We start from the raw sequence: 20,687 nt of genomic DNA on the forward strand, positions 1-20,687 counted from the left end.
GTACGAGGATGAATCTTGTTAGATAAGTATGTCTCAGGCCAAAGACGCGATACTTCGCGTCTGCTTGCTACGCTGCCTCAAAATTAGCCCATCACACAAATGTAAACCCCTATCAATCTTTCAATTCAACCAACATCTTAAAATAACAATCATAATTGATATGCATGCATAATGAAACATTGCTAATAATAACGTGGAGTGCATAAATCAAATCATCTAATTAGTACATTTGCAACATAATTTATATATGAAATTCATTTATCAAACCTGGTGGAAAGTATTAGCAGTTGTAATGATATTTTACACGCTTGTTGCCGGTTTCCTGCTTGGCGTGCCAAGGTTAGAGATACTCCACGAAACCATCCGCAACACTTACTTCCACGTACCTATGTGGATAGCCATGTTTACGGTGTTCACCATATCGGTAATTTACAGTATAAAATATTTACAAACGGGTAAAGAGGAGTACGACCTTATTGCTGTTGAGGCGGCTAATACAGGCATTTTCTTTTTTGTTTTAGGGCTGATAACCGGCATGCTGTGGGCCCGCTACACCTGGGGCGAGTACTGGAGCAACGACCCTAAGCAAAATAGCGCTGCCATAGCATTCCTGCTTTATTGCGCCTACCTGGTGCTGCGTAACTCGATAGACGAGGAACAAAAGCGCGCCAAGATCTCGGCCATATATAATATTTTCGCTTTCCCGGTGATGATCGTGCTGATCATGGTATTGCCACGCATGACCGATTCGCTGCACCCCGGTAACGGTGGCAACCCTGCTTTTGGTAAATTGGATATGGATAACCGCATGCGTGTTGTATTGTACCCTGCTTTTATCGCCTGGTCGTTAATGGCGGTTTGGATAGCCACTATCCGCTACCGCATCCGTTTAATTGAATATAAAAAGAACGCAATCAACTAAGATGAAAAGAATTGTATCCCTGATATTAATGATGCTGTGTTTTGTAGCTGTAAAAGCACAAAATGTTGAAATGGCCGACAAAATGCGCAGCGAAGGCAAAATTTACGTGGTGATAGGAACCATTGTAATTGTATTTGCCGGCCTGGCTGTTTACCTGTTCACTATTGACAGGAGATTAAAAAAAATAGAGAAAGAAAATTAAATCAAAAAATAGCGCTATGCTGTTTAAACCCAGAATAGGGTAGGGTTTTATATGATGTGTAAGCGATACACTAACTTTTTAAATTTGCATTATTGATAAAAAATATACCAAATTTGTGCACTTTTTTAAGGAATTAATTATTTATCCAATTCTAAATTATGAATATCAATAATCCGACCGCAGATCAGGATACTCACTTTTTTGGTGATGTATGTAAAAACTTCGATCATGCGGCGCAGTTCACCCAGCACGATGCCGGTTTGTTAGACCAGATCAAATCATGCAACAGTGTTTACCGTTTCCGTTTCCCGATACGCAAAGGCAATAGCTTTGAAGTTATAGATGCCTGGCGTGTAGAGCACTCGCACCACCAATCGCCAACAAAAGGTGGTATCCGCTACAGCGAAATGGTGAACGAGGATGAGGTTATGGCCCTTGCTGCCCTAATGACCTACAAATGTGCCATCGTAAACGTGCCCTTTGGTGGTGCAAAAGGTGGTATCAAGATCAACCCCAAAAACTACACCGTTAGCGAGCTGGAGAACATTACCCGCCGTTACACGGTAGAGCTTATTAAGAAAAACTTTATAGGCCCCAGCATTGACGTGCCTGCACCTGACTACGGTTCGGGCGAGCGCGAAATGGGCTGGATAGCCGATACATACGCTACCATGAACCCGGGCCAGCTTGATGCTTTAGGCGCGGTTACAGGTAAACCAATTTCATTACACGGTATTGCAGGCCGCCGTGAGGCTACCGGCCGTGGTGTGGCAATTGCCGTACGCGAGTGTGTTAGTGTTGGCGAGGATATGCAGAAAATTGGCTTAACCACCGGCTTATCTGGCAAGAAAATAATTGTACAGGGTTTGGGTAACGTGGGTTACTACTCTGCAAAATTTTTATCAGAGTTTGGTGCTGTCATCGTTGGCCTTTGCGAGTTTGAAGGCGCTATTTACAACGAGGATGGCCTTGATGTGGAAGCTGTATTTCAGCACCGCAAAGCAACCGGTTCTATCTTAGGATATGCCGGCGCTAAAAAAGAATTTAAAAACACTATGGACGGCCTGGAGCAGCCATGTGATATTTTGGTACCTGCCGCGTTAGAGAACCAGATAACTATCCAAAACATTGGCAGCATTAAGGCAAAAATTATTGCCGAAGGTGCAAACGGCCCAACTTCGCCGGAAGCTGAGGAAGCGTTTTACAAAGCAGGAGGTATGATCATCCCGGATATGTATGCTAACGCCGGTGGTGTTACCGTATCTTACTTTGAGTGGTTGAAAAACCTGAGCCACGTAGCATTTGGCCGTATTAACCGCAGGTTCGAAGAAAACTCAAACCTAAACCTGGTTAACATGGTAGAAGGTATCACCGGTGTACCATTAACGCCGATACAACGCTCGACTATCGTTAAAGGTGCAACCGAGTTAGAGTTGGTAAACTCCGGGTTGGAAGATACCATGATCCGCTCATACCACGAGATCCGCGAGATCTATAAAAGTAACCCTGCCATTGGCACCCTGCGTAACGCAGCCATGGTTGGCGCCATCAACAAAATAGCCGTGTCATACCAAAACCTTGGTGTTTGGCCGTGATGTATTGGGGATAGTATCCCCATTATAATATTAAAAGAGCGCCCGAAAGGCGCTCTTTTTTTGTTTACTAAAGTCCACCATGTCATTGAACGAGGTGAACCGACCGCAGGAAACTCATCGCAGATAAATCTTGTTAGATAAGACAAGTTGCCGATTAGTTCTTAGTTAGGTGCGGAAGTGATTAACGCCAAGCTTGTGGAAGTTCATTTTCTTTGTCTTAGCCACAACGAAAACGAACCAAAAGCAAAGCGATGCTTCCGCCCACCCTGCCGGTTCTTAACGCTTTTTCGCCGCATGCGCGGACTTCGAAGCTAAACCGACATTCCCGCCATACTCCGGCCCGCCCGCTTTGACGTTTAGGCCCGCGCTTTTGAAAAAAGAAATATTTTTAAAATTCATTAATTCGGTAAATTCAGGTTCAGACAAATAGCAAATACATGTCGGCGATCAGATGCTTCGCTATCGCTCAGCATGACAAATTGGAATTTTTGCGTTGGGGATAGCAGTGGAAACCCCGGAATGTAAGGCTGCTTCTATCAGCAGCCTGGAATGAGGAGTTGCAACGTATAGCCCGGGCCGCAGGCAACGCCCGTGTTAAAGATTAGTGATTGATTAGTTTAAAAGTTTAAAACAAATCTCTGCAAGGAAACATTTCACTCTAAACTCTAAACTCTAAACTCTAAACCATTTGTAACACAATAACACTCAACTACGTCTTCCCAACAATAAAACCATTGAATACCCAACAATAAAAACCCAAACCCTATCAATAACGATTCTAAATAATATATATCCCTTGTAATAAACTTATTTAGCTTTGCGTTTTGTATTTTTGTAACCTGTAATACAGGAAAATATCAATTAATGAAGAAAAGCTCAATTATAGGTATCGTTGTTATTGCTATCGCCATTGCGGTTATTATCAGCACCTATTCAAATACAAGTACTTACGGTTCTTTTAATGATGCAAAATCCACCAAAAGTGAATTGCACGTGGTTGGCCGTTTAAACAAAACCAAAGAATTGTTTTACGATGCTACCAAGGATGCCAACTACTTCTCTTTTTACATGAAAGATAATAAAGGCGAGGAGTGCAAGGTGGTTTATAGTGGTACCAAGCCGGAGGATTTTGAGCGTTCGGAGCAGATAGTGCTTACCGGTAAAATGACCGGTGGAGAGTTCCATGCTTCTAAGATACTGATGAAATGCCCGTCGAAATACCAGGACGGCAAACTGAATGTTACCGAAGTGAGCGCCAAAAAGAGCGCCAGTATATAATCAAATTTAATGAATACAGTTTTTAAAGGCGAACACCTGTTACCAGGGCAGTTGGGCCAGTTTTTTGTCGTACTTGCATTCGGGGCAGCCCTTTTTTCTTTTATCTGTTATTTTTTCGCCACGCAGGAAACTGTTGCCAAAAGCGATAACTCGTGGTTGCGCCTTGGCCGCATAGGCTACTGGTTAAACACCGTGGCCATCATAGGCATGGGTGTTTGTTTGTTCTACATCCTTTACAATCATTATTTCGAATACCATTACGCATGGTCGTACACCTCTAAAGAGCTGCCTGTTTACTACCTCATCTCGGGTTTTTGGAACGGACAAGAGGGCGGATTTTTACTGTGGATGTTTTGGGAAGCCGTATTGGGTAATATCCTGATCTGGAAAGCAAAATCATGGGAGAAACCGGTGATGACTACACTTGCCTTATCGCAGGTAGTGTTAGGCACCATGATCCTTGGCCTGCAAATTGGCAGCGCTCACATTGGCAGTTCGCCGTTTATGTTGTTGCGCAGTTCGGGCATCGAAGGTCCTATCTTCCAAAATCCAAACTATCTCGATTTTATAAAAGACGGCAAGGGCATGAACCCTTCGCTGCAAAACTACTGGATGATCATCCACCCGCCAACGCTGTTCTTAGGGTCGGCATCACTGGTTGTGCCATTTGCTTTCGCGGTGGCCGGCTTATGGAAAAGGCGCTATAAAGAGTGGGTGCAGCCCGCTATCCCATACGCGTTGTTCTCTTGTATGGTATTGGGCACGGGCGTTATCATGGGTTCGTTCTGGGCCTATGAATCGTTAAACTTTGGTGGCTTTTGGGCATGGGACCCGGTAGAGAACGCCTCTATCTTCCCCTGGCTGATATTGGTTGCCGCCGTACACGTCATGGTCGTTTATAAAAATACCGGTCACTCATATTTTACCGCTACGTTTTTAACCCTGGTGGCATTTGTGCTGGTTTGGTATTCATCATTCCTGGCAAGGAGTGGGGTACTTGGCGAATCATCAGTACACGCCTTTACCGATCTTGGCCTGTTCTGGCAATTGGTCATCGGCATATTGGTGTTCCTGGCTATTACGGTTTATTTGCTGATCAGCCGCTTTAAGGAAATGCCCATCACCAAAAAGGACGAAGAAACTTACTCGCGCGAGTTCTGGATGTTCGTAGGTGCTATCTTCTTAAGCCTTTCGTGTTTTCACTTAGTTTTGGTAACATCCATCCCGGTTTGGAACCTGGCGTTTGGCACTAAAATGGCGCCACCAACTGATCCTGTTAAACACTATAACGTTATCCAGGCATCGTTCGCGGTCATCATCGCCTTACTAAGCGGCTTCGCCCAGTTCCTGAAATATAAAAAGACCGACACTACCCGTTTCTTCATTACCACGCTGGTATACTTTGGCTTTGCCGCGCTGATAACCGCATTGGTTATTTACGCTACGGGATTTTACAAGCTGCATTTTGTGTTCATCATTGTGATGCTTTGCTCTATCTACACTATTGTAAGTAACGGAAAAATTCTGGCCGACGCCATTAAAGGCAAGTTTAAACTGGCCGGTTCTGCTGTGGCGCACATTGGTTTCGGACTGTTATTGGTTGGGGCTTTAATCTCCGCGGGTACAAAAAAGGTGGTTTCAGAAAACCTGGCCGGAGAGCAGTACAGCGCAGACTTTGCGAAAGACGAAAACCCTAAAGAGAATATCCTGCTTTACAAGAACGAGCCGCTTAAAATGGGAGACTATATGGTAACTTTTACGAGCGATACCATCGAGGGCGCAAGCCATTTCTTTAACATCAATTACAAACGCATTAAAGACGGCAAAACAACCGAAAGTTTTGTATTAAGGCCGAATGTTATACAGGCGCAGGGTGGTATGTCGTCAACGCCGGATACCAAACATTATCCGTTCCATGACTTGTACACCCACATCACCATGACTAACGTGATCACCACCGGGCCAAAAGAAGAAGAGGGTCAGCATGGCGATAATACCGACGATAAGAAATACGATGCCCCTGTGACTCACGAAATCGCCGTTGGCGACACTATGACCTACCGCGACGGAATCATCGTTTTAAAAGGCTTAAACAATAACGTAAAACTGCAAAATATCCCCATTACCGATAAAGACATAGCCGTAGGCGCGCAACTGGAAATTACCACACACGGTAAAAAATACCAAAGCGAACCTGTTTACATGATAAAAGGCCGCGCCGTGTTTGATTTTGGCAAGAAGATAGAAGATGCAGGTTTAAAACTGCGCTTTACCAAAATTATCCCAGGCAAAAACCTGGCAGATGGTAAGGTAGAAATAACCGTTTACCAGCAGCCGGAAAGCAAAAAGAAATTCATTGTAATGAAAGCTATCGAGTTCCCATACATTAACTTATTATGGGCAGGTACCATCATTATGGTGATCGGTTTCTTCATGTCGATATTGAGGAGGAATAAAGAGGTGAAGATTGTTTAGCCCCCCGGCCTCCGTTAGCTAACGGAGGAATAGGATATTAATAAGCCACAGAGATATTCTGTGGCTTATTTGTTTTTGCCAACTGTATGCAAGGAGGCGCGAAGTATCGCGCCTCTACATTATATTTTTCGTAGAGACGCGATACTTCGCGTCTCTTTTTTCCGCGCGTCGTTGGTAAGAAGCAATCTCTTTGCTATACAGGGTCGCTCTGCCTCCGTAGTGATTGCTTCGTACTTTGCAATGACGGTTTGGGTTTAATATTATAACTAAAATTTACTAATTTACACCAATGTGGATACCGAAAATTAAAGGAATAATCGACCGGCGCATGCTGGTTAACTTTACGGTTGACCCGGAGGTTGCGGCGAAAGTTATCCCCGGCCCGTTCAAGCCAAAGTTAGTTGCAGGTAAGGCCATTGCAGGGATTTGTCTCATTAGGTTAAAGGACGTACGGATCAAAGGTCTGCCGGTTATATTTGGTATGGGATCGGAGAATGGCGCCCACCGTTTTGCTGTGGAATGGATGGAAGACGGTGTGCTAAAGGAAGGCGTTTATATTCCCCGCAGGGATACTTCATCGCTTTTTAATACGATAACAGGGGGCAGGGTTTTCCCGGGTAAACATTACCGTGCTAAGTTTAATGTGCAGGAAAAGGATGGTAATTACCACGTAGCTTTCAATAGTTCGGACGGTACAACCATTAGCGTAGATGCAAAATTGACCGACCAGTTGAACACCACTTCGGTATTTAAAGACATGGACGAGGTATCAGCATTCTTCAAAGGCGGGGCATTGGGCTATTCGCCAAACGGCAATAAGTTAGAGGGCTTGCTGTTGAATACCTATAAATGGGAAATGAGCCCGCTTGAAGTAAGCAATGTAAAGTCCAGCTTTTTTGAAGATGAAACGATATTCCCCAAAGGCTCTGTAACGTTCGACAATGCTTTACTGATGACCGATATTGAGCATGAATGGTCGTCGGTAGCGAATAAAGTTTGCTGTTAATTTTAAACTATTGTCATGGTGAGCCTGTCGAACCATTAGCAAAGTGCACAAGTCTTCGACAAGCTCAGACTGACAGGCAAACCTTTCGCCTTTTAGCTTTCACCTTTTACCTTTCCGCTTTTACCTCTTCTCTCCACATCCCTTTAACTTTTCCACAATTCCCTTATTCCGCAGGCAATGGATTAAATTAGCAGATTATTAAAACAGGACATACCCTTGGCTAAGACCGAAACCAAAGAAACCCCCTTAATGCAGCAATACAACGCCATAAAGGCTAAGTACCCCGGTGCTTTGCTGCTGTTCCGCGTGGGCGATTTTTACGAAACCTTTGGGGCCGATGCCATCAAAGCCTCGGGCATTTTGGGCATTACGCTCACCCGCAGGGCCAATGGTGCCGCAACGCATATAGAGCTGGCCGGGTTCCCGCATCATTCGCTGGATACATACTTGTCAAAACTGGTGCGTGCAGGCCAGCGCGTGGCTATTTGCGACCAGCTGGAAGACCCTAAAACCACCAAGACCATCGTTAAACGCGGCGTTACCGAACTGGTTACCCCCGGCGTTGCCACCAGCGATAATATCCTGCAGCAAAAGAGCAACAACTACCTCGCTTCGCTATATTTCGAAAAGAATAGTATTGGTATAGCACTGATAGATATATCAACAGGCGAATTCCTGACCGCGCAGGGCAGTACAAGCTACATTGATAAGCTGCTGCAAAGCTATGCACCCAGCGAGATCATTTTCCCTAAAAGCCGTCAGCAGGATTTTAAAGACGCCTATGGCGACCGCTTTTACACCTACACCCTCGACGATTGGCCTTATAGCGGCGATTACGCGCAGGAAACGCTGCTAAAGCATTTCGGCGTAAAATCGCTTAAAGGTTTTGGTATCGAAAAACTGAGCCTGGGCATTGTAGCTGCCGGTGTGGCACTACATTATTTGAATGAGACCGAACACCGCAACCTGCAGCATATCTCGGCCATTGGCCGGATAGAAGAAGACCGGTACCTATGGTTGGACAGGTTCAGCATCCGCAACCTGGAGTTGGTGGGCTCGAGCAACGAAAACGCGCTGACTTTGGTTGATGTATTAGACCATACCTGCTCGCCCATGGGCGCAAGGATGCTGCGCCGCTGGATTGTGATGCCGCTTAAAGAAATTAAGCCCATACAAGACCGCCTTGGCGTTGTAGAATACCTGATAGCCCAGGAAGAACTGCGCGAAACCCTGCAAAACCAGATTCGCCAGATAGGCGACCTGGAAAGGTTGATTTCTAAGATAGGCCTGCAAAAAGCTAATCCGCGCGAGGTTTGTCAGTTGAAGAAGGCTTTGGTAGCTATCGAGAGCATTAAGAAACTTACTATGGAATCGGCAAGTGAGCCGATGAAGGCCATTGGCGAGCAGCTAAACCCGTGTACATCCATATCAGAAAAAATAGCCCGCGAATTACACCCCGAGCCACCCGTTATGATGGTAAAAGGTTCGGTAATGAACGAGGGTATCAACGAGGAGCTTGACCGCCTTCGTAAGATCGCTTTTGGTGGTAAAGGTTATTTGTTAGAGATCCAAAAACGTGAGGCTGAGGCTACCGGCATCCCATCGCTGAAAGTTTCGTTCAATAATGTGTTTGGCTATTATTTAGAAGTGACGCACAGTCACCGCGAGAAGGTGCCAACGGAGTGGATCCGCAAGCAAACGCTGGTGAACGCCGAGCGCTACATTACCCCCGAACTGAAAGAATACGAGGAGCAGATCTTAGGCGCCGAAGAAAAGATATTGGTGTTGGAAACCAAACTTTACAACGACCTGCTGTACGCCCTTGCAGAATATATTAAGCCCATCCAATTGAACGCTATCCTGATAGCCCGCCTGGATGTGCTGCTGAATTTTGCTACCATATCCATCAAAAACTACTACGTTAAACCGGATGTGAACGAAAGCCGTGTGCTGGATATAAAAGGCGGCCGCCACCCGGTGATAGAAAAGAATTTACCATTGGGCGAGGAATACATTACCAATGATGTTTTCCTGGATTCGGATTCGCAGCAGATCATCATCATTACTGGCCCCAATATGGCGGGTAAGTCGGCATTGCTAAGGCAAACCGGCCTTATCGTATTAATGGCGCAGATGGGTTGTTTTGTGCCTGCCAAAGCGGCGTCGGTTGGTTTGGTAGATAAGATATTTACCCGTGTAGGCGCATCAGATAACGTGTCCTCGGGCGAGTCTACCTTTATGGTGGAGATGAACGAAACCGCCAGTATCCTCAACAACCTAAGTGACCGCAGTTTGATCTTGCTTGACGAGATAGGCCGTGGTACTTCAACGTATGATGGGATCTCTATCGCCTGGTCAATAGGCGAGTACCTGCACAATCACCCAACTGCAAAGGCGAAAACGTTATTTGCAACTCACTACCACGAGTTGAATGAGTTGAGTAACAGCTTTAACCGCATCAAAAACTTCAATGTTTCGGTTAAGGAAGTTGGGCAGCAGATCATCTTCCTGCGTAAACTGGTACCCGGTGGCAGTGAGCATAGTTTCGGGATCCATGTAGCTAAACTGGCCGGGATGCCGCAAAAGGTTTTGAGTCGAGCCAATGAGATTCTCAAAAAACTGGAAAACGAACGCACCGGCGGCGAACATATCAAAGAAAGCATCCGCAAGGTGCAGAAGCAAGCCGTACAGATGCAGATGTTCTCAATAGATGATCCGGTATTAGTAAAAATCCGCGATACGCTGAACAACCTCGATGTTAATACCCTAACCCCGGTAGAGGCTTTGATGAAGCTGGATGAGATCCAAAGGGTGATAAAGGGGTAGGGCCCCCTCTAATCCCCCCCCCCGTAAGGGGAGACTTTTAATATTAAGCCCTCCCTTCCGGGGAGGGTTTGGGTGGGGCTTGTTAATATGTTTATAAATCCCCATGCAATATTTTATCGTTAACAGATATCTTTAGATTATGCTAATACCTCGCCAATCACGCCTGTTATTATTTTTTGCTGCCACGATCCTGCTATCCGCTTGTCACTCAAAAAAACTGACGGTTAGGAATAATGCCGATCTTGCCCCAAACGGCATCCCGGTTAGGCGTGGCCCGTACGTTATGGTAAAGCCGGATAAAGAAATAGCTGAAAAGTATTCGGCATTAATGGGGATAAAGCGTAACGAGATCCAAAACGGCCGTTTGTATAGCTTTATAGATGAATGGTACGGCACACCGTACCGTTTCGGCGGGATGGATAAAGATGGTGTAGATTGCTCCGGATTAGTTTTTCTACTTCAACTACAGGTATACGACCAACCACTGCCACGCACCTGCGCCCAGCAAGTAAACGTTGTAAAACGCAAATACGAAGAGAAATTAAAAGAGGGCGACCTGGTTTTCTTCGACTTTGACGGCAAGCAATATAGCCACGTAGGCGTGTACCTGCAAAACGGTTATTTTGTACATGCCAGCACCCGCAAAGGTGTAATGGTAGCCAGGCTGCATGATAATGGCATCTATAAATTCTTCTCGCGTGGTGGTTCAATCAGCGAAACTACTTCGGCACAGGTAGATTAATAACCATTGCTTAACTATTATTGGTATTTTTGTGCCGATGGATGATCCTAAAAACGACTATTCTTTCTGGACTAAATATAAGCGCTACGCCGGTACCGAGATCCTGTTGTATGTGATCATGATCGTTGGTATCATACTCGGTATCATCATATTTAGCTAATTAGTTTTAACCAACACCATATTATAATTGTCGGCTTCGGCAATTTGCTGGTAAAAGGCCACCAGGTCGGGGTAGGTATCTTTACTGTAGGTGCCATCTACCAACTCCACGCGGCGTTTAAATGTTAACTTACCATCTGCAAAAGCACTGCTCATCTTAAACTTACCAAAGGGTTTGCTCATGCTTACATCAATCGGCTCCATATCCGGTTTGTAACCTGCAGGCAGGGTGTAAACAATTTCATCCTCATCCACATAACCACGGTTGATGTAAACCGGGTTTGTACGGTTCCGCACATCGCGGATGCTGCTGCTGCGGTTTAGCGGGTTAAGCGAAAAGTAAAGCTTGCCATTATCGCGCGAGGCAAACTCGTAGGCGTTAAATACCAGGCTTTCGGTTGCTATCGGCATTTCCTTTTTATCCTTTTTAATTTCCAGCTTTTCTACATTAAGATTGTTAATGTGCGCATACATCTTTTGAATAATTTTTACCTGCTCTTTCAAAGGCTCGTCAAACAAGCTTTCGGGGTTATCATACTGGGTGCCTTTATAAACCGTGTTTATGCTGCCGCTCAGTTCACCATCGGCTGCTATTACCAGGTTGGCCTTACGGGTTTGCAGGTTGTCCGCAGCGGTGTATTTTGGGGTATGCAAAAGCTTGCCACCTTCGGGCGTGCAGGCCAGTACGGTACGGTCGTCGGTAAAATCACTTAAGAAACCAAAGGGGATCTTTTGACTGGTGCACTCCAAAAAGGTAGTGTCATTTTTTAGTGGCAGGCAAAGTATCACATGGTTGCCCTGGCCCATGCTGGCAAAATCATCAAGCATGCTTATTTTGGCGTTATCGCCCTCTACCACGCAATACCACGATGGGACATCCGCGGCCTTTAATAATGCCTGGGTATAATTAACCAATGCTTTACAATCGCCATAGCTCAACCTATCTACATCGCTTGCCAAAAACGGCTGGTAGCCGCCAATGCCTACCTGTACGCTAATATAACGGGTTTTGCCCTGCATGTACTCGTAGATCTTTTTGGCCTTCTGTTTTATATCGATAATGCCATTCGTTAATTCTTTTATTTGTGCAATGGTAGCGGGGGGAAGGGCCTGCCTGTTAGCTAATAACTTATCATTATTCCATTTGCCCAACTCATTCCAATTACTGAAACTGCCGCTGATGCCCGCGTAAACAAAATGTTTAGGTGCTATTTTAACCGTGCTTAAGTAAGTATCTTTAATAGGGCTGTAAGGTTCGCTTCGTGCCGCTTTTAGGTTACTTAATTGCCAGGTACGGGTTTTAAGGCCCTCTTTAGTGTAGCCGGCAACCATCTTAGCCGGGATGTTTATTTCTTTATATCTGATGTCGAAATCTGGCTTGCAGGCAAAGGTGTAGGAGCTTTTCTCTACGGCTAAGCCCGGGTATGGGTTGGGTTTCCAATCCCTTATGTTTAATGTTTGCCTCGATCTCAGGTCATACTCATATTCTATGGTGTACGGGTACGATCCTATCGACGGGATATAATGTTTCACCCGCGAATCTTCAAATAACGAGAAATCATTAGAAGCATCCTGGTCCTCAAAGTTCTTTTCAGAAAACTTGCTGCTCAGCTTTCCAAATTCATCATAAACCGCCCCCTTAATGCCCTTTATAATGTTGCTTTTATCGTGCCAAACCACAATATGGGCAAGGTCGTCGCCATTTTTGTTGAGTACAGTAATGGCTTTTTTGATATGGTATAGCGTATTACCGCCATCTACCTGGGTGTAAACGCTTTCATCGCGCACAACGGCGCTTGAATAAGGCAGCAGCTCTTTCGGGATCCTGCTTACCTCATAATTTGCCTGGGCATTCGCGCACGCGGCTGTACCCAATAAAAATAAGAGTGTTAAAACCTTTTTCATCACTTTTTCCTGATTACTATCTCGGTTTTCTCCGATGCTATTATTTTATTGTATAATTCTTTCAGGTAAGGGTACTCCTCTGGCGCGTAAACAGATTTTGTGAACTGGATCACATTAGAATAGGTGAACGTATCGTCGGCACCGCTAAATTCCGTTAAAAATTTGCCGCCTTTGTTTGGTAAGGCCACACCGGTAGATTGCGGCGAACTTTCAATGGCGTACCCGGCAGGCAGGTGCATGGTTAAGGTGTACCTGTCGTTTGATGATACGCCCCAGTCTACAGGGTAGTTGCGCTCCTGCAGTTTAAAGGGGTTAGTGGTATGCCTGTCAAACAAAACAGGGTTAAACGCCATGCGGTTGTGGTTAAGGTTGTCAAATACATCAATCTCAACCTCGTAAACTTCGCCCAGCGGTACATCCAGGCTATCTACATTGCTAATGGTCGATTTCAGGATCTTCGTCTTAACCAGCTTCTCATCAAGGTTTTCTACATACTCATCAACGGTATTGAATTTTTTGATCTCCTTGCGTTTATTGAAGGCCGCATAACCCATGGAGTAGGTGGTGATGGTGCCCTTAAGCTTGCCATTGGGCTGTAGGGTAAATTCTAAATTACTGACAGTGTTTTGCGTTTGTTTAGCAACAAGGTCTATCCAGTACGATGGCTTATCGAGGCTCATTACCCGCCCCTGGTCGTTAAGGCATTTTATAGGCAGCATACCAAATGGCAGTGTAGGGTCGGTGGCATCAAGCAGGTAGGTATCCGTGCCTATCGTGGTTTTGGCAATAACGTAATTAAATTCACTCTCTACAGGGTAAAGCCTGCTCACCAAGCCGTTACCACGGGTTGATAGTAGTACCGCATCTGTTTTGATCCCTGCCGAATTTAGGGCGGCTACCAGTGCTAAATTTATATCGGCTACATCGCCGGTGTGTTTATCAAGCGCTTTTTTAACACCGTCGCTGCCGCGCGAATTGATCTCGTTCCATTTAATGTTTTTTTGTATGAAGCGATAGATGGCCACGGCTTTATCCATTTCGGTAGTTTTACCTGCTATTACCGGGGCTATATACGGGTTAAGCAGGTTCTTTTTTATTTGCGAACCAAAGTAATCGGCATGTTTAAAGTTGTAGTCGATATCCTTCCATTCTTTGGTTTCTTTATTTTTAACATTGGTATAAGGGTTTGTCCATTCCTCCAGGTTAAAATATATGGCCGACAGGAAATTTTTTGACGACGTCATATAATCCTCTTCAATAAACGCCGGGATATCGGCCATGCCGTAGGTTAAGTACGAGCAATCGCACTTTGAGCCGTGGCTGCTAAAACATTCTTTTTCAACATCGGCCTTGCTTTTAGTAAGTTTTAACGGCCCGCGGATCATGGCGTTAAATGTCCAAAAAGCAGGGATATGCACTTCATATTGCGAATTTACCTTCGGGATATCATCCTGAAACTCCCAGGCCGGCATCCTGCCAAAACCTTGTAGTAATTTTGTGTATTTGTATTCAACTATACAGCCTGCGCGCAGGTTAGGCATGGCAAATTTGATCGTTTTCCAATACTTGTTTTCGGTTGTGGTGTATATTTTTGATGGTTCAAGTTCGGTAATTTTTATCCCGCCACTTTCATCAATATATGTGGTTGTACCTTTAACGTCTATAACTTCGTCATGTGTATCCTGGCTATCATAGAACGAGATAGCTACGGTGCCTTTGCCGAAACCTTTGGTATCCAGTATTTTTATTTTGGTGTGATATTTAAAAAAGGTTTTAATGTGGTCGTCGCCGGCGATATCTATCCGGGATGAGCCGAATTCGTTTAGCACTACGGCGTGGGCGGATGTATCGTTCTTGTAGTTTTTAAGGTGCATTTCATCCACGGTGAATTTGCCGAAAGGGAAATCCTGTGCAGATGCCAGCGTGGTAAAAGAAATGAATATCAGCAGGTTAAGTAAAAATTTGTTCATGTAGGTTAGGTTGTAATCTATTGACCTGAAAATATGAAAATATCCCGACATTTTACACCAAAAATAGTGTGCAGATAATTTTGATAGTTTTACCACCTTTGTACTACTGATAAGCAAAAATGAAATTACAATTAAAACGGCCCCTGGCCTTTTTCGACCTGGAAACTACCGGTATCAATATTGGCGCAGACCGCATCGTAGAGATATCTGTTATTAAACTTAACCCCGATGGCAGCGAGGATGTACTAACCCTGCGCGTACACCCGGGCATCCCAATTCCTTTAGAATCATCGTTAGTGCACGGCATTTATGATGAGCATATTAAAGACGAGAAACAGTTTCATGAAATTGGCCAGCAAATAGCCGAATTTATCCACGATAGCGACCTTGCGGGATACAACTCCAACAAGTTTGACATACCCATGCTGATGGAAGAGTTTTTACGCGCGGGCATCCAGTTTGACCTGGATAACCGCCATTTTGTGGATGTGCAGAACATTTTCCACCAGATGGAGCAGCGTACTTTGAGGGCTGCTTACCAGTTTTATTGCGATAAACAGATTATCAACGCGCACTCGGCCGAGGCTGATACCCGCGCCACCATGGAGGTTTTGCTGGCGCAGATAGAGCGTTACGAGAACCAGGAATGGGAAGATAAAAAAGGTGTTAAAAGCACGCCCGTTGTGGGTGATGTAGAGGCCTTACACAAGTTTACCAACCTGAGCCGCCCGGTTGATTTTGCCGGCCGCATGGTATATAATGAGCAGGGTGAAGAAACCATAAACTTTGGCAAGCACAAAGGTAAAAGGGTAGAGGATGTACTTAGTGCTGAGCCAAGCTATTACTCGTGGATGATGCAGGGTGATTTCCCGCTGTATACCAAACGTAAGCTTGAAGAAATTTACAAACGCTGGAACGCCAAGCGGGTAGCAGAACGCCAGCAAAATAAGCCGGCACAACCTGCCGCTGCATTAACACCTGCCCAGCCACAAGCACCAAAACCGGCATTCCAAAACAACAGCCCCAAAAGCAGCCCGCAATTAAACAGCCAGCCTGTTAAAAGGAAAGAAGAGCCTGCAAAACCTGTAGATGAAGATATGCTGGCACAGCTGGCGATGAAATTTAAGAAGAGTTAATTGGAGATTAGAGGTTAGAGGTTAGTTTTTCTGCGTGCCTCAACTCCGCGCGTAATTGCGAGCTATAGCGTTGCAATCTTCGATATGAAAAGTTTATTAAAGACGCGAAGTATCGCATCTCTACAATATTATTCCTGTAGAGACGCGATACTTCGCGTCTCTTTTTTTATTTTATTCCTAATCTCTAATCACCTGTCAATAATCATTACTCCTCAAAAACTGAATATTCCTTGTCAGTCCCTCAAACTTCGTCCGTTTCACAGCCGAGTTCTTGAACACCTTTTGAAATACATCGGTCGTAATATCCTCCCAGTCCTCTTTTTTTAGGCCGTGCAATTCCGGGTGAGGGGTAAAGGATGGTTCGTTGTGGAGTACGGAGAAGCGGTTCCAGGGGCAAACGTCCTGGCAGATGTCGCAGCCAAACATCCAGTTATCCATTTTGCCTTTAAATTCCTGCGGAATCTCGTTCTTGAGTTCGATGGTAAGGTAGGAGATACACCTACTGCCGTCAACCACGTAAGGGCCAACTATGGCATCGGTAGGGCAAGCGTCTATACAGCGGGTGCAGGTGCCGCAATGATCGGCAGTGGGCTCAATATCATACTCCAGTTCAATATCTACGATCAGCTCTGCTAAAAAGAAGAATGAACCTGCCTGCTTGCTAATGAGGTTGCTGTTTTTACCAACCCAGCCCATGCCCGCTTTTTTTGCCCATGCCTTATCCAATACCGGTGCCGAATCTACAAACGCACGGCCGCCAACCTCTCCAATCTTTTGGTTGATAACTTCTAATAGATGCTTTAATTTATCTTTAATAACACTATGGTAATCAGTACCGTAAGCGTATTTGGAAATTTTGGGTGCCGATGGATCCAGCTGTGTGGAATTGGTATAATAGTTTAGCCCGAGGGAGATAACCGACTTGGCCCCATCTACCAGTAAACGCGGGTCGAGCCGTTTATCGAAGTAGTTTTCCATGTAGCGCATTTCGCCGTGCATGCCTTTGTTCAGCCATGCTTCCAGCCGGGGTGCTTCCTGCTCTAAAAAGTCTGCCTTGGCTATGCCACAAAACAAAAAGCCCAGGTTTTTGGCCTCGGTTTTTATGAGTTGCGAATATGCCGACAGGTTTTGCTGCATGGCGCAAAGATACTATAATGCAATGTTTTTGAATGCGATAGGCTTTGCCAATAATTTTATATGTATTAAATAATTTTCTTTTTAAATAATGGTATGGCTTTTGGTAGGTTATATGCAAATAATACAACTATGGAAAATAAACCAGCAGGATTTGACAGGGCTAATGGCCAGGGCCAAAACCACGACATAACCGGAAACGTGGCCAATGTTGACAACGAAACTTTAAAATATGATGTAAACGATAAGGACCTTGCTAAAAAGATCCCGACCGTTACACCGGAAACTGTAGCAGCAGATATCCCCAACGATACCCCCGAGTTGGAAAACCCAACAGAGCAAACCTCTTCTAATAAAGGGCAGGGCCCGGCAGGCGAAAATTTGTAAACAATAAAGCCTTTCCATTTTGGAAAGGCTTTATTGTTTGTTTGTAAACCCGTCATTGCTGTAAGCGTAGCGTGGCAATTTTCGATAGAAGAGTAGGCGACAAGCACGTCGAAGATTGCCACGTCGCTATCGCTCCTCGCAATTACGCGCGGAGGATACTACTACCTGTTATGGTACAACTTCGAATTTGAGTATGTAGCCTCAGCGACTATCTTACCACTCTTTATCTTAAAAATGCTGGCGTTGCGCAGGTCGTAACGTATTGGGCTGCCGGCTTTTTCTTTCAGGCCAATAACATCATACTCAACAACCACGGTCGAATCGGTATTGATCACGTTGTCAACCAAATATTTGGCATCGGGCGATACATAAAATACCTGGTGGAATATTTCATCGGCACCTTTTGGGCCAACGGTTTCGCCATCCCAATCGGTAGTGGTTATTTTTGCCTTGTCGGCGTATTGTGCAACTAAGCCTTTAAGGTCTTTATCGTTCAGGTAGCGAAAATGCTCGTCTATTATCTGTTTTGATGCTTCGGTTTGGTTAACCACGGGCGTTTCGGGCTTATTGTTGCATGCCGCAAAGGCCGTAGCCAATAATACGAACAGGATAGGGCGTAGGGTAATTGTCATGGTTTAAAAGTAAGGATTGTCATTTAAAAACAAAACCCTCTTTTGCATTGCAAAAGAGGGTTTCAAATTTCGTATCTTTGTATTAGAAGCTATTCCTTACGCTATTACCAAACGTTTTAGTGCTCCAGTAACCGCTATCCAATATGCGGCGTACAGTCAACAATGGGTAATCCGGGTCGCGTTTATCAGCTAACTGGAAAGCCATCTTAAATCCTTTTTTATCAAGCTCAGGTAATACAGGTTTTTTCCAGATGCCAAATGGGTAAGCAAAGTAATGGATTTTTTTACCGGTTATTTCTTCTAGTTTTTTAGTTGGCTTGTCTATCTGGGTAACCCAGTCGTCAACAGGTCGGTTAGTGATCTTACCGTTAAGTCCTTTAATAACCAGGTTTGAATTGTGCGAATATTTGTCTACACGGTGATGGTCCCAAGTGTGGCTGGAAATTACATTGCCATCGTCAGACAGTTTTTTGATCATCTCGGTAGTCATGTAATGCGGGCGACCTATTGATACCGTCATCACAAAGAAAACGCCTTTAAAACCGTATTTCTTCATTTCGGGAGCGGCTATTGTAAACTGGTCAAGATCGGTATCATCAAATGTTAACATGATTGGTTTTTTAGGCAACGGCGCGCCTGCAACCAGGTAATTGTACAACTGATCGGGCAGTATGGTGTGGTAACCGCTGTCGGCCAGCATTTTCATGTGTTCTTTAAAAGCGGCAATTTGTACAATGTAGTCTTTAGCATTTTTAGAGTCACTAGCCTTCCAGTCGCGAATTTGGTGGTAGCAAACAATTGGTACCTGCTTGCGGGCCAAAACAGCGGCTTTATCAATAGGGCCGGTAGCCAGTTTTGCCACGGGCGATGAAGTTTCTTCGGTTGCAGTTTTGGCGCTGTCTGCAGAGGCCTTGTCTGTCGATGTTGGTTTAGACTGGCATGCTACCATGCCAAAAAGTACAAGTGGCAATACTGCCGAAAATTGCTTTAACATAATACGGATGATGATTTTTGAACCGCTAAATTAGTATAAATCTAAAAGGGATGTATTAACTGTTAATAAATTTTATTTCGATACCGATTTTTGGAAAACCAAGGTCGTTTTTTGGTGAAAAAAAGGCGAAAAAAAGTCGTCATTTCTACCGCTAAAATCAAAAAAGCCCGCTATTTGCGGGCTTTAATTTTTTGCGGATAGTACTAAAGTACTATTCGTTTATTTTCTGCTATAGACCGCTTGGCGGCATCCAGTATCTGCATCACTATCATGTTATATTTAAGTGACGATCTATCGGCAATACCCCTTTGCCTGTTGTTTACAACCTGTTGCAGGTACGAGATAGGGTGGTCATTTGGTGCTAACAATGGCGGGGCAATAATGGTGGTCATCGGTTTTTTGTCGATGCGGGTAATTACGTTATCCTTGTCTAGCGCGTGCATATATCCCTCATCCCCAAATACTTCCAGATCTTTAATGGAGAATGGCCAGTTCCAGGATGCTTCGATAATACCTGTTGCGGTAGGGTATTCTACAATGATTGTAGCGTCATCCTCCACTTTTGGGTAAATCTGTAACTTAAAATGGCGGGCAACAGCCGTAACCGCTATAGGTTTCTGGCCATTCATCAGCCAGGTCATCAGGTCGGCGCCGTAGCAGCCAAAATCGTTAAGGGCACCCGCACCGTTCAGTTCAGGATCGGTAAGCCAGTTGGTGAAGTCCTTGCTGCAACCTATCTCTTTTGGCCCCTGGTGGCCATCATGCACTACCATCTTGCGGATCTGCCCGAGGCTATCCTTAGAGGCCACATTGTACACATGCTGGTAAGATGGATACCAGGTAGTTTCGTAATTGGTCATAAGCTTAATGTAGTATTTTAAAGCTAAAAACTCCATACGGCTGGCTTGTGCAAGGGTAGCTGCCAATGGTTTTTCTACCATTACAGATATGCCCAACGGGGCGCAAACTTCCACAATATCAATGTGTTTGGCAACCGGGTTGTACCCTAAAACCACGTCAGGCTTTTTGGTGGTAACCAGTTTCTTAAGGTCATCAAAAAAGATAGAATCGGGTAGGTTATATTGCTTCTGGTAACGGGCACGCAACTGTTTATCAGCCTCGGCTATACCTACAATAAGCACTTTGCCGTCGCGGTAATCGCCAAGGATGTTGTGCACATGATCATGCGCCAGTCCTGCTATCCCAATTTTTTGTGTGCTTAGTAATACAGGTACAACTGGTATGGTAGGCGGCACTGGTTTAACGACCGGGGTAACCTGCGCAAACGACATCAATGTGCCCGATACAAGTATCAGGCACATTA

17 protein-coding genes are annotated in these 20,687 nt (G+C 44.9%); 11 read left to right on the forward strand and 6 right to left on the reverse strand.

Going from position 1 to position 20,687, the window contains the following annotated elements:
• Positions 1-256: 256 nt before the first annotated feature.
• The 9 genes from ccsA (RHM67_RS09955) to RHM67_RS09995 all read left to right on the forward strand — a co-directional run bounded on the left by ccsA (RHM67_RS09955) (position 257) and on the right by RHM67_RS09995 (position 11,206).
• Positions 257-922: a cytochrome c biogenesis protein CcsA gene (gene ccsA / locus RHM67_RS09955; protein WP_322232184.1), complete on the forward strand. Its 666-nt coding sequence runs from the start codon at positions 257-259 to the stop codon at positions 920-922.
• Between the two features lies 1 nt (position 923).
• Positions 924-1,124, forward strand: coding sequence for a CcmD family protein (locus RHM67_RS09960; protein ID WP_322232062.1), 201 nt, complete (start codon positions 924-926; stop codon positions 1,122-1,124).
• Between the two features lie 158 nt (positions 1,125-1,282).
• On the forward strand, positions 1,283-2,719 hold the full coding sequence (locus RHM67_RS09965; protein WP_322232063.1) for a Glu/Leu/Phe/Val dehydrogenase: 1,437 nt from the start codon (positions 1,283-1,285) through the stop codon (positions 2,717-2,719).
• Between the two features lie 864 nt (positions 2,720-3,583).
• Complete coding sequence (locus RHM67_RS09970) at positions 3,584-3,997, forward strand: cytochrome c maturation protein CcmE (RefSeq protein WP_322232064.1); 414 nt, start codon at positions 3,584-3,586, stop codon at positions 3,995-3,997.
• A 9-nt stretch (positions 3,998-4,006) separates the two neighbouring features.
• Positions 4,007-6,472, forward strand: coding sequence for a cytochrome c biogenesis protein CcsA (ccsA, locus tag RHM67_RS09975; protein ID WP_322232065.1), 2,466 nt, complete (start codon positions 4,007-4,009; stop codon positions 6,470-6,472).
• A gap of 289 nt (positions 6,473-6,761) precedes the next feature.
• Positions 6,762-7,478, forward strand: coding sequence for a DUF2071 domain-containing protein (locus RHM67_RS09980; protein WP_322232066.1), 717 nt, complete (start codon positions 6,762-6,764; stop codon positions 7,476-7,478).
• Between the two features lie 216 nt (positions 7,479-7,694).
• Positions 7,695-10,304 (forward strand): DNA mismatch repair protein MutS, encoded by a 2,610-nt coding sequence (gene mutS, locus RHM67_RS09985; RefSeq protein WP_322232067.1) that lies wholly within the window; start codon positions 7,695-7,697, stop codon positions 10,302-10,304.
• A gap of 139 nt (positions 10,305-10,443) precedes the next feature.
• Positions 10,444-11,046: a C40 family peptidase gene (locus RHM67_RS09990; protein ID WP_322232068.1), complete on the forward strand. Its 603-nt coding sequence runs from the start codon at positions 10,444-10,446 to the stop codon at positions 11,044-11,046.
• A 37-nt stretch (positions 11,047-11,083) separates the two neighbouring features.
• Complete coding sequence (locus RHM67_RS09995) at positions 11,084-11,206, forward strand: hypothetical protein (RefSeq protein WP_256474436.1); 123 nt, start codon at positions 11,084-11,086, stop codon at positions 11,204-11,206.
• On the opposite strand, the gene RHM67_RS10000 is transcribed toward RHM67_RS09995, so the two are convergent.
• Both RHM67_RS10000 and RHM67_RS10005 read right to left on the reverse strand, forming a co-directional pair.
• Positions 11,203-13,110 carry a DUF3857 domain-containing protein gene (locus tag RHM67_RS10000; protein ID WP_322232069.1) on the reverse strand — a complete coding sequence of 636 codons (1,908 nt, stop codon included), beginning with the start codon at positions 13,108-13,110 and terminating at the stop codon, positions 11,203-11,205. The genes RHM67_RS09995 and RHM67_RS10000 overlap by 4 nt on opposite strands.
• Positions 13,110-15,080: a DUF3857 domain-containing protein gene (locus RHM67_RS10005; RefSeq protein ID WP_322232070.1), complete on the reverse strand. Its 1,971-nt coding sequence runs from the start codon at positions 15,078-15,080 to the stop codon at positions 13,110-13,112. Before RHM67_RS10005 ends, RHM67_RS10000 begins: the two co-directional genes overlap by 1 nt.
• A 119-nt stretch (positions 15,081-15,199) precedes the next feature.
• Here RHM67_RS10005 and RHM67_RS10010 point away from each other — a divergent pair, with 119 nt between their 5' ends.
• Positions 15,200-16,216: an exonuclease domain-containing protein gene (locus tag RHM67_RS10010; protein ID WP_322232071.1), complete on the forward strand. Its 1,017-nt coding sequence runs from the start codon at positions 15,200-15,202 to the stop codon at positions 16,214-16,216.
• Positions 16,217-16,411: 195 nt separating this feature from the next.
• Here RHM67_RS10010 and queG read toward each other — a convergent pair whose 3' ends face one another.
• Positions 16,412-17,353, reverse strand: a complete 942-nt coding sequence (queG, locus tag RHM67_RS10015) for a tRNA epoxyqueuosine(34) reductase QueG (protein WP_322232072.1) — start codon at positions 17,351-17,353, stop codon at positions 16,412-16,414.
• Between the two features lie 129 nt (positions 17,354-17,482).
• Here queG and RHM67_RS10020 point away from each other — a divergent pair, with 129 nt between their 5' ends.
• Positions 17,483-17,737, forward strand: coding sequence for a hypothetical protein (locus RHM67_RS10020; RefSeq protein ID WP_322232073.1), 255 nt, complete (start codon positions 17,483-17,485; stop codon positions 17,735-17,737).
• A gap of 161 nt (positions 17,738-17,898) precedes the next feature.
• Here RHM67_RS10020 and RHM67_RS10025 read toward each other — a convergent pair whose 3' ends face one another.
• The 3 genes from RHM67_RS10025 to RHM67_RS10035 form a co-directional block, all read right to left on the reverse strand.
• Positions 17,899-18,369, reverse strand: a complete 471-nt coding sequence (locus RHM67_RS10025; RefSeq protein WP_322232074.1) for a nuclear transport factor 2 family protein — start codon at positions 18,367-18,369, stop codon at positions 17,899-17,901.
• A gap of 82 nt (positions 18,370-18,451) precedes the next feature.
• On the reverse strand, positions 18,452-19,363 hold the full coding sequence (locus tag RHM67_RS10030; RefSeq protein WP_322232075.1) for a polysaccharide deacetylase family protein: 912 nt from the start codon (positions 19,361-19,363) through the stop codon (positions 18,452-18,454).
• Between the two features lie 203 nt (positions 19,364-19,566).
• Positions 19,567-20,685: a Gfo/Idh/MocA family oxidoreductase gene (locus tag RHM67_RS10035; protein ID WP_322232076.1), complete on the reverse strand. Its 1,119-nt coding sequence runs from the start codon at positions 20,683-20,685 to the stop codon at positions 19,567-19,569.
• Positions 20,686-20,687 lie beyond the last annotated feature (2 nt).

Origin of the sequence: Mucilaginibacter sp. 5C4, assembly GCF_034345625.1 — a bacterium.
In the GTDB taxonomy this organism is placed as follows: domain Bacteria; phylum Bacteroidota; class Bacteroidia; order Sphingobacteriales; family Sphingobacteriaceae; genus Mucilaginibacter; species Mucilaginibacter aurantiaciroseus.

Coding starts and splice junctions, on each gene's coding strand:
- RHM67_RS09960 (WP_322232062.1), top strand. CDS start 924: ATGAAAAGAATTGTATCCCTGATATTAATGATGCTGTGTTTTGTAGCT.
- RHM67_RS09965 (WP_322232063.1), top strand. CDS start 1,283: ATGAATATCAATAATCCGACCGCAGATCAGGATACTCACTTTTTTGGT.
- RHM67_RS09970 (WP_322232064.1), top strand. CDS start 3,584: ATGAAGAAAAGCTCAATTATAGGTATCGTTGTTATTGCTATCGCCATT.
- ccsA (WP_322232065.1), top strand. CDS start 4,007: ATGAATACAGTTTTTAAAGGCGAACACCTGTTACCAGGGCAGTTGGGC.
- RHM67_RS09980 (WP_322232066.1), top strand. CDS start 6,762: ATGTGGATACCGAAAATTAAAGGAATAATCGACCGGCGCATGCTGGTT.
- RHM67_RS09990 (WP_322232068.1), top strand. CDS start 10,444: ATGCTAATACCTCGCCAATCACGCCTGTTATTATTTTTTGCTGCCACG.
- RHM67_RS09995 (WP_256474436.1), top strand. CDS start 11,084: ATGGATGATCCTAAAAACGACTATTCTTTCTGGACTAAATATAAGCGC.
- RHM67_RS10000 (WP_322232069.1), bottom strand. CDS start 13,110: ATGAAAAAGGTTTTAACACTCTTATTTTTATTGGGTACAGCCGCGTGC.
- RHM67_RS10005 (WP_322232070.1), bottom strand. CDS start 15,080: ATGAACAAATTTTTACTTAACCTGCTGATATTCATTTCTTTTACCACG.
- RHM67_RS10010 (WP_322232071.1), top strand. CDS start 15,200: ATGAAATTACAATTAAAACGGCCCCTGGCCTTTTTCGACCTGGAAACT.
- queG (WP_322232072.1), bottom strand. CDS start 17,353: ATGCAGCAAAACCTGTCGGCATATTCGCAACTCATAAAAACCGAGGCC.
- RHM67_RS10020 (WP_322232073.1), top strand. CDS start 17,483: ATGGAAAATAAACCAGCAGGATTTGACAGGGCTAATGGCCAGGGCCAA.
- RHM67_RS10025 (WP_322232074.1), bottom strand. CDS start 18,369: ATGACAATTACCCTACGCCCTATCCTGTTCGTATTATTGGCTACGGCC.
- RHM67_RS10030 (WP_322232075.1), bottom strand. CDS start 19,363: ATGTTAAAGCAATTTTCGGCAGTATTGCCACTTGTACTTTTTGGCATG.
- RHM67_RS10035 (WP_322232076.1), bottom strand. CDS start 20,685: ATGTGCCTGATACTTGTATCGGGCACATTGATGTCGTTTGCGCAGGTT.